The organism is Microbacterium sp. Leaf159, from assembly GCF_001423615.1.
Classification (GTDB): Bacteria; Actinomycetota; Actinomycetes; order Actinomycetales; family Microbacteriaceae; genus Microbacterium.
The window spans coordinates 698,607-706,264 of the sequence record NZ_LMOU01000001.1 but is presented as its reverse complement, the minus strand read 5'-3'; the positions used below and the strand labels follow the sequence as shown (position 1 = coordinate 706,264).

Genomic DNA, 7,658 nt, shown 5'->3' with positions numbered 1-7,658 from the left:
GATCGCCAGCAGAGACCGCAGTACTGTCGCGCTGTCCTGACCTCGAGCGTCCGCATCACCCATCTGTTGCATAGTGCAACTCTAGACCTCTCTGTTGCACAGCGCAACGTAGGGCGGGGTTCTCGATCGGGACACGGGCATGGTCTTCGGCGCCGGATGAAAGGATGGAGGCATGCATACCGCCAACCTCACTCGAGAGGAGACCGCGGCGCGATCCGCCGCCGTCTCCGTTCGCAGCATCCGCGTCGAACTCGATCTGACCGGAGCGCCCGAGCGGGCTCGGAGCGGCTTCCCGACGGTCACGACGCTCGAGTTCGCATCGACGACCTCGTCGACCTGGCTCGACTTCATCGGCGAGAGCGTGGAGCGCGTCGTCGTGAACGGCGTCGACCAGGAGGTCGTCTACGACGGCGCCCGGATCGCCGTGCACGATCTCGCGGACGTGAACACGATCCGCGTCGAGGCGGTCGGCGTCTACAGCCGGTCGGGGGAGGGGCTGCACCGCTTCCACGATCCCGTCGATGACCGCACCTATCTCTACACGCAGTACGAGCCCGCAGACTCGCGGCGTGTCATGGCGTGCTTCGAGCAGCCCGACATCAAGGCTCCCTACACGTTCGTGATCGACGCGCCGGCGGGATGGGAGGTCCTCTCGAACCAGTCCGCCGCGACGGTCGACGCGGGGGTCGGGGTGCAGCGCGTCGAGTTCGCCCCGACGCTGCCGATCTCGAGCTACATCACCTCGGTCGCCGCGGGGCCCTATGCCCGCGTGGACGGCGACTGGCGGCGCGACGAGCAGCACATCGCGCTGGGCGTGTTCGTGCGGCAGTCGCTGGCGCAGTATCTGGAGTCGGACGAGATCCTCGAGGTCACGCGTCAGGGCCTGGATTTCTTCACGGATGCTTTCGCGTATCCGTATCCCTGGGGCAAGTACGACCAGATCTTCGTCCCCGAGTACAACCTCGGTGCGATGGAGAACCCGGGGCTCGTCACCTTCACCGAGGCGTATCTCTCACGGGGCGCGGCGACGGACGCACAGCGGGCGGCTCGGGCGAACACGATCCTGCACGAGATGGCCCACATGTGGTTCGGCGACCTGGTGACCATGAAGTGGTGGGACGACCTGTGGCTCAAGGAGTCCTTCGCCGACTACATGGGTTCGCACGCGTCCGCTGTCGCGACGCGTTTCCACGACGCGTGGGTGAAGTTCGCCGCCAACCGCAAGGCCTGGGCGTACCAGCAGGACCAGTTGCCGACGACCCACCCGATCGTCGCCGACATCACCGACCTCGAAGCGGCCAAACTGAACTTCGACGGAATCACGTACGCCAAGGGCGCCGCCGTGCTCAAGCAGCTGGTCGCCTTCGTCGGCGATGATGCGTTCTTCGACGGTGCGCGCAGGTACTTCGCCCAGAACGCGTTCGGGAACACGACGCTCGACGACTTCCTCGTGCAGCTCAGTGCGGTGTCCGGCCGCGACATGACCGAGTGGTCGCGCGCCTGGCTGCAGACCACCGGAGTCTCGACGCTCTGGATCGAGAAGGATGCAGAAGGCGCATCCGTGCTCGTGCAGACCGATCCGCGCCCGCATCGACTGCGCATCGGTCTCTACGACGACATCGACGGCCGCGTCGTGCGCCGCGACCAGCTCGCACTCGACATCCACGACGAGCGCACGCCGGTTGAGCTGCCCGACGCTGCCCTCGTGCTGCTCAACGACGACGACCTCACCTACGCCAAGGTGCGCCTCGATGAGTCATCGCTGGCGACCGTGCAGAACTCGCTGTCCGCCGTCGAGGATCCGCTCGCGCGAGCGGTCATCTGGTCGTCTCTCTGGAACGCCACCAGGGACGGAGAGCTCATCGCGTCCCAGTACACGTCGATCGTGCGGGCGCATGCGCCCCATGAGACGAACATCGGTCTCCTGGGCGGCGTTCTCGCTAACGCGCTCTTCGCGATCCGGCACTATGTCGCCGAGGATGACAGGGCACAGGAGCAGAGGCAGTGGGTGGAGGCGGCATCGAGTGCTCTCCAGTCGGCGGACGCCGGCAGCGACGCGCAGCTCTCATGGGCGCGCGCATTCGCAACGGCATCCGCCTTCGATGACGCACGCGCCGGGGACATCCGCGCGCTCCTCGACGGCGAGACGCCCGAGGGGCTCGTCGTCGATCCGGACCTCCGGTGGCAGCTGTTGACCGCTCTCGTGACGACGGGTCATGCCGGCGTCGACGAGATCACGGCGGAGCAGCAGGCCGATGACACCGGGAGCGGGCGCACCGCCGCGCGCCGCGCCCTCGGGTCGCTTCCGGACGCCGCCGTGCGCGCCGACGCCTGGGGGCAGGCATGGAACGACGAGTCGCTCAGCAACGATCACCTCGACGCCGTCATCAGCGGATTCCGTGCGGGCGGACGACGCGACCTGATCGCGGGCTTCGACGACGAGTACTTCGCGAGGATCGGGGGCGCCTGGTCGGAGCGGAGTATCGAGCTGGCGCGGCGCCTGGTGGTGGGGTTGTTCCCGGCCGCGCCGAGCCTTGCGCCGGTGGATGCCTGGATCGCCGACAACGCCTCGGCGCCCGCTGCTCTGCGACGTCTCGTCGTCGAGCAACGCGATCACCTCGCACGTGAGCTTCGCGTGCGGGCAGCGCAGGCTCAGTCGGATTCGAGTTCCGCGGCGGTGCTCTGACCCACGGCGAGGTGGTCGGGGCGGTCGTCGCTCTGCGTCAGCAGCACGAGCGCGATGTAAGCGGCCCACGCTCGCGCGCGCACCCAGGTCGCGTCGTCGTAGCGAGAACCTGTGGCAGCCCGGAACGCCTCGCGCCCTGGTGCATCGAAGAGCATCCATGCCGACGCGAGGTCGTAGGCGGGGTCGCCGGCGGTGACGTCGCCGAAGTCGATGAGCGCCGCGAGTGAGCCCTCGTGCACCAGGATGTTGCCGGGGTGGAGGTCCCCGTGGATCCAGACCCGTTCGGAATTCTGCGGGGCCGCGAGGCCTTCAGCCCAGGCGGCGCGCAGTGCCGAACGGTTCGACAGGGCGTCGAGGCGCGGACGCATGGTGTCGTCGCGTGTGGTCAGCTCTCGACCGCGCACGGGATTGACCGGGGCGTCGACGGGGGCCGGAGCGTGCAGGGCCTGAAGCGCCTCGGCGAGCCGTGGCGCCCAGAAGGAGTTCTCGACCCGCGACGACGCGAGAGCATTCGACCCGTCGATCCAGGGGATCACCGACCACGGCCGAGGGAAGACGTCGGTCGGGGCTCCGGCGAGCACGGGAACAGGAGTCCGGATGCCGAGTACCGCCAGCGCCGGCCCGATCTCGGGCAGGGCGCGCTGCTCGTTCGCGATGAGCGGCACTGCGAGAGCGCGCCTGGGCAGCCGCACGACGAGATCCGCGCCGAGCCGCCACATCGCGTTGTCCCATCCTTCGGCGAGGAGACTGAGCGGAAGATCGGCCAGCTGCGGCGCCGCCCCACGGAGCAGAGCGCGCACGCCGTCCTCGTCGAGCGAGTACTCGGCCGAGGGGGAGTCGGCCATGCTCAGATGTCGAGCGACTCGCCCGGCTCGAGCACCGAGAACTCGCCACCGCCCTGCTCGGTCGCCCACTGCAGTCGCTGACGGTGCATCGTCTTGCCTGCCACGGACAGCGTCATGTCATGCGTGCCGAACGCGCGACGCGGCTTCACGGCCAGGACGTAGTCCATCGCCTCGCCGATCTTCAACCACGGAGCACCGAGCGGAGCGGCGAGGGTTCCTACCTCGATGCCCTCGGGCACGGCGTAGGAGTCTCCGGGGTAGTAGAACTCGTCGTTCACCAGCACCCCGACGTTCTCGACGGTCGGGAGCGACGAGTGGATCACCTCGTGCGTGCCGCCGAAGAAGCGGAGCGAGAACGCTCCGACCTCCACGGTGTCACCCGGCGCGACGATCGAGACCTCGTAGCCGTCTGCCGCACGCGCGACGCCTGCCGGTGCGTAGATCGGCGTTCCGGGAGCCGCACGCAGGATGCGGTCGAGGTGCTCGGGGGTCCAGTGGTCCGGATGCTCATGGGTGATGACGACGGCGACGAGGCCGGCGAGATCGTTCAGAGGAGCGGTGAACGAACCCGGATCGATGAGAAGGATGTCATCGCCCTGCTGGATGCGAAGAGCGGCATGTTCGAATTTCGTGACGCGCATGGGATGAGTCAACTCCTTCCCGGCGTCCCTGGCAAACCGTCGAGCGGTCGCGCCACGCCCGGGAATCGAGGAGGGTCGGGCTCGATTTGGCGACGTGAGAATCGTCGTGGCATACTTGAACAGTTGTCGCGGCACGGAAACGTTCCGCCAGACGGCCCCATCGTATAGCGGCCTAGTACGCTGCCCTCTCACGGCGGTAACGCGGGTTCGAATCCCGCTGGGGTCACACAACACACGAAAGCCCTCGGTTCTCCGAGGGCTTTCGTCGTATCCCGGGGCGTATCGTCGCCCGCGCGCGGGTCATGTCACGTTCCGGCGCGCCCCCGTCAGCCACAGCGCGAGAGCGGTGCACGCGAGCGCGATCGCGGCCAGCGGGAAGTCGAGGCCGTACGCGGTGATGGCGATGATCGGTGCGATGAACACCAGCACCGCGGCGATCACAGCGGCCTTCGATGAGAAGCGGGCCGGGCCCGCGGCCGGAGCCTTCTCGAACCGGATCAGCCAGAGCGACAGCACCCAGACGGCCGCGAGGACGACGATGAGGAACAGCGGCCGGGTCCACCACCAGACCGCGCTTCCCGGTGCCGGGAGTGGGAAGGGGAGTGCGAGCTGGATGCCGATCAGCACCATGATCATCGGCAGATGCCACAGGTAGATGGTCATGAGTCGTGAGCCGATCAGGAAGACCACGCCCTGGGCCGCTCGATGCCTCATGAGCGCCGTCAGGGGGGCGTGCAGCAGCGTGAGTGCGGCGGCCTGGATGACGGCGAGCATGACCATGGCCGTGGTCGGGGGCCACTGGTTGCCGAGCATGTTCCATGAGTATCCGCCCATCGACACGAGGCCCCAGAGCGCCGCGTAGCCGGCGCCGATGAGCAGCATCAGCTGCCACCAGCGGCGCGCACCGAACCAGCCGTCGAACAGGAAGAACCCGATCTGCTGCGCGAACAGCCAGACGAACACGATGTTCGGGATGCCGAAGAGCTCCTGGCCGAGACCGTAGCCCGTTCCGGCGACAGGCTGGATGCCGAGGAAACCGCCGATCACGGTGAACCGGAACGTGTCCACGAGCACGGCGCCCGCGAGGAGGCCGAGAAGCACCCACGCGCCGTATCTCTCGTGCAGCCGCATCATCGCGGGAGCGAGTGCCTGGACGATCATGTACGCGGCGAGGAACCACAGCGGAGAGCCGACGCCGATCGCGACCGTGTCGACGAGCGCGGGATCGACGCCGATCAACCGCGTGGCGCCGAGAACGACGGTGAAGAAGACGAACAGGGGGAGCGCCGGGCGCGCGAGTCGCAGGAGGCGCACGCGCACGAAGTCCTCCGCGGAGTCTCCGCGGGCCGACGCCGATCGCCATCCCGCACGGGCCGCGTATCCGCCGACGACGAAGAACAGCGGCATGATGTTCGCGATCCAGGACGCCGCCGTGAACCACGACTGCGCCTCGACGGTGCGCTCGATCAGCAGCGATCCGTCCGGCGCCCGGCCGACGCCCGTGAACAGGATGTGGACGAAGACGACCAGGACGACGCAGACGATCCGTGCCAGGTCGAGGGTGAGATCGCGGCCCGCAGGGACGGTGCGGGTCGTCGAGTCTGTGGCGGCGCTGCTCATGCCGACGACTCTAGCGGCGGCGGGATGCTGTCGACGGGAACGCCCGCCGGAGCGTGGCTCAGGTCGTCGGCGCGAGGCTGAGCTGTCGGAACGTGCGGTTGCTCAGTGGCAGAGCCATGAGCGCCATCATCATGCCGCCGAAGAGGGCGAACGGCACCCAGACCGCCGTTATCGAGGCGAGTAGACCGAACCCGGCCATGGCGAGCGGCATGATGCAGTCGTCACCGAGACGGGTGATCGAGCCCATCCGGCCGAGGTAGGCAGTGTCGACCGTGGCAGAGAAGGTGGCGCTCAGGAGGACCGAGGCGTACCCCGCGGTCGCGCCGATGACGAAGGCCGCGGTCGCGACCGTCCATGCCGGGCCCCAGCCGAGTGCGATGATCCCGGCGCCCTGCACGACGAGCGCCCAGAAGCCCGCGAACGCCTCTCTTCGCGGTCGCCACTTCACGACCGAGACGGCGCCGAGCGCCGCACCCAGTCCGAGCAGCGCCTCGAACAGTCCCACCGCCTGGGCGCCCCATCCCTCGTCGTGCGCGCGCAGCGCGAGGCCGATCCCCACAGCCGGACCGACAGCGAGGTTGAGTCCGGAGAGCGCGATGACGAGGGTGCGGGTCGTCGGGTGGCTGCCGAGGTGGGTGAATCCGCGGGCGATGCCGTGAACTGCGGACTCCTTCGCCGCACGGGCGAGCAGGAAGCGCGGCCGGAGCCAGATCGCGATGAAGGCGATGACGAGACTGAATGTGAGGGCGTTGACGGCCGCGCTGCCCACGAGCCCCGCGTAGGCGACGAGCACGCCGCCGATCGCCGCGCCGGCCATGGTTCCGAGGCGCGACGCGGTCTGGGCGAGCGCACCGTAGGAGGGGAGATCGCCCGGGCGTACGAGCTGGCGGGCGACGGTTCCGGCCGACGGCTCGTAGAACGCGTCGCAGACTCCGAAGGCGATCGCCGCGAACAGCAGCACGCCGACGGTCGGCGGGGTCGCGAGGACCCAGAGGGCCACGGAGACCAGCACGCCGACTCGCAGCACGTTGAAGAGCATCATCACCCGCCGGGCATCGGAGCGGTCGGCGATCACGCCGCCGAAGAGCAGGACGATCGCCCGGGGGATCGTGCCGGCGGCGACGATGAGCCCGGCGACCGCGGGCGAGGCCGTCTGCACGGCCGTCCAGGCGAGGGCGATGGTCCACAGGGCATCCCCGGCGTCGGAGAGCGCCTTGACGCCGATCCAGGCGTGCACACGGTGGTCCCGCCGAAAGAGCGGAGGCTCCTCCGACAGCTGCACGGGTTCGACCGCGGTGCTCATGGCGTCGTCGGGAACGCGTGCGCGAAGAAGAAGATCGGCGTGCGCTCCTGCCCGTCCTCGAGGTCGACGGACGCCCGCCATTCCTCCATCGTGCGCAGAAGGCGCGCGCTCAGATCCCGGAGCTCGTCAGGAGACGCCCAGGCGGTCGTCTCGGTGTTCGAGGCGTCGTACGCGGCGTACGCGGGGTCACCATGGCGTCGCTGCCACCGCTGAAGGCGATCGATCTGCATCCGGATGCCCTGGCGCTGCGCCTCGCGTGCCAGCAGAGCATCGGCGGGGGAGTCGACGTAGTCCTCCGCCGACCAGGTGAGGCCGCGTCGAGCGAGCTTCCACCAGCTGGTACGACGGTCGCCGGAGGGGTCTTCATCGCGTTCGACGAGCCCGGCTCGTTCGAGCATCCTCAGGTGGTGACTGATGCTCCCGACCTGGCTCCCGAGCGATCGTGCGAGCGTGGTGACCTGCGAGGTGCCGTACAGCAGCAGGTAGTCGTAGATGCGGCGGCGCAGAGGGTGGTGCACCGCCGTGATCACCGAGATGTCTTCCATGGACGCAACGGTAGAACC

General features: G+C 68.7%; 6 protein-coding genes and 1 tRNA gene. 2 read left to right on the top strand and 5 right to left on the bottom strand.

What is annotated here, in order from left to right; all coding sequences use genetic code 11:
• Positions 1-172 precede the first annotated feature (172 nt).
• Positions 173-2,686, top strand: coding sequence for an aminopeptidase N (gene pepN, locus ASF80_RS03470; protein ID WP_056308018.1), 2,514 nt, complete (start codon positions 173-175; stop codon positions 2,684-2,686).
• Here the strand turns inward: pepN and ASF80_RS03465 are convergent.
• Together ASF80_RS03465 and ASF80_RS03460 are read right to left on the bottom strand one after the other, a co-directional pair.
• Positions 2,653-3,531 (bottom strand): aminoglycoside phosphotransferase family protein, encoded by an 879-nt coding sequence (locus ASF80_RS03465; RefSeq protein WP_056308016.1) that lies wholly within the window; start codon positions 3,529-3,531, stop codon positions 2,653-2,655. The two genes, pepN and ASF80_RS03465, sit on opposite strands and share 34 nt — an antisense overlap.
• A gap of 2 nt (positions 3,532-3,533) precedes the next feature.
• Positions 3,534-4,172: an MBL fold metallo-hydrolase gene (locus ASF80_RS03460; protein ID WP_056308014.1), complete on the bottom strand. Its 639-nt coding sequence runs from the start codon at positions 4,170-4,172 to the stop codon at positions 3,534-3,536.
• Between the two features lie 153 nt (positions 4,173-4,325).
• Here ASF80_RS03460 and ASF80_RS03455 point away from each other — a divergent pair.
• Positions 4,326-4,398 (top strand) — tRNA-Glu (locus ASF80_RS03455).
• A gap of 74 nt (positions 4,399-4,472) precedes the next feature.
• Here ASF80_RS03455 and ASF80_RS03450 read toward each other — a convergent pair.
• The 3 genes from ASF80_RS03450 to ASF80_RS03440 are packed head-to-tail and all read right to left on the bottom strand — an operon-like array spanning position 4,473 to position 7,640.
• A complete protein-coding gene (locus tag ASF80_RS03450; protein WP_056308012.1) occupies positions 4,473-5,792 on the bottom strand; it encodes an acyltransferase family protein in 1,320 nt (439 codons plus the stop codon).
• Between the two features lie 58 nt (positions 5,793-5,850).
• Entirely contained in the window at positions 5,851-7,095 is a 1,245-nt protein-coding gene (locus tag ASF80_RS03445; RefSeq protein WP_056308010.1) for an MFS transporter, read from the bottom strand.
• Positions 7,092-7,640 carry an ArsR/SmtB family transcription factor gene (locus ASF80_RS03440; protein WP_056308008.1) on the bottom strand — a complete coding sequence of 183 codons (549 nt, stop codon included), beginning with the start codon at positions 7,638-7,640 and terminating at the stop codon, positions 7,092-7,094. The genes ASF80_RS03445 and ASF80_RS03440 overlap by 4 nt, the downstream gene beginning before the upstream one ends.
• Between the last annotated feature and the right edge of the window lie 18 nt (positions 7,641-7,658).

Coding starts and splice junctions, on each gene's coding strand:
- ASF80_RS03465 (WP_056308016.1), bottom strand. CDS start 3,531: ATGGCCGACTCCCCCTCGGCCGAGTACTCGCTCGACGAGGACGGCGTG.
- ASF80_RS03440 (WP_056308008.1), bottom strand. CDS start 7,640: ATGGAAGACATCTCGGTGATCACGGCGGTGCACCACCCTCTGCGCCGC.
- ASF80_RS03445 (WP_056308010.1), bottom strand. CDS start 7,095: ATGAGCACCGCGGTCGAACCCGTGCAGCTGTCGGAGGAGCCTCCGCTC.
- pepN (WP_056308018.1), top strand. CDS start 173: ATGCATACCGCCAACCTCACTCGAGAGGAGACCGCGGCGCGATCCGCC.
- ASF80_RS03460 (WP_056308014.1), bottom strand. CDS start 4,172: ATGCGCGTCACGAAATTCGAACATGCCGCTCTTCGCATCCAGCAGGGC.
- ASF80_RS03450 (WP_056308012.1), bottom strand. CDS start 5,792: ATGAGCAGCGCCGCCACAGACTCGACGACCCGCACCGTCCCTGCGGGC.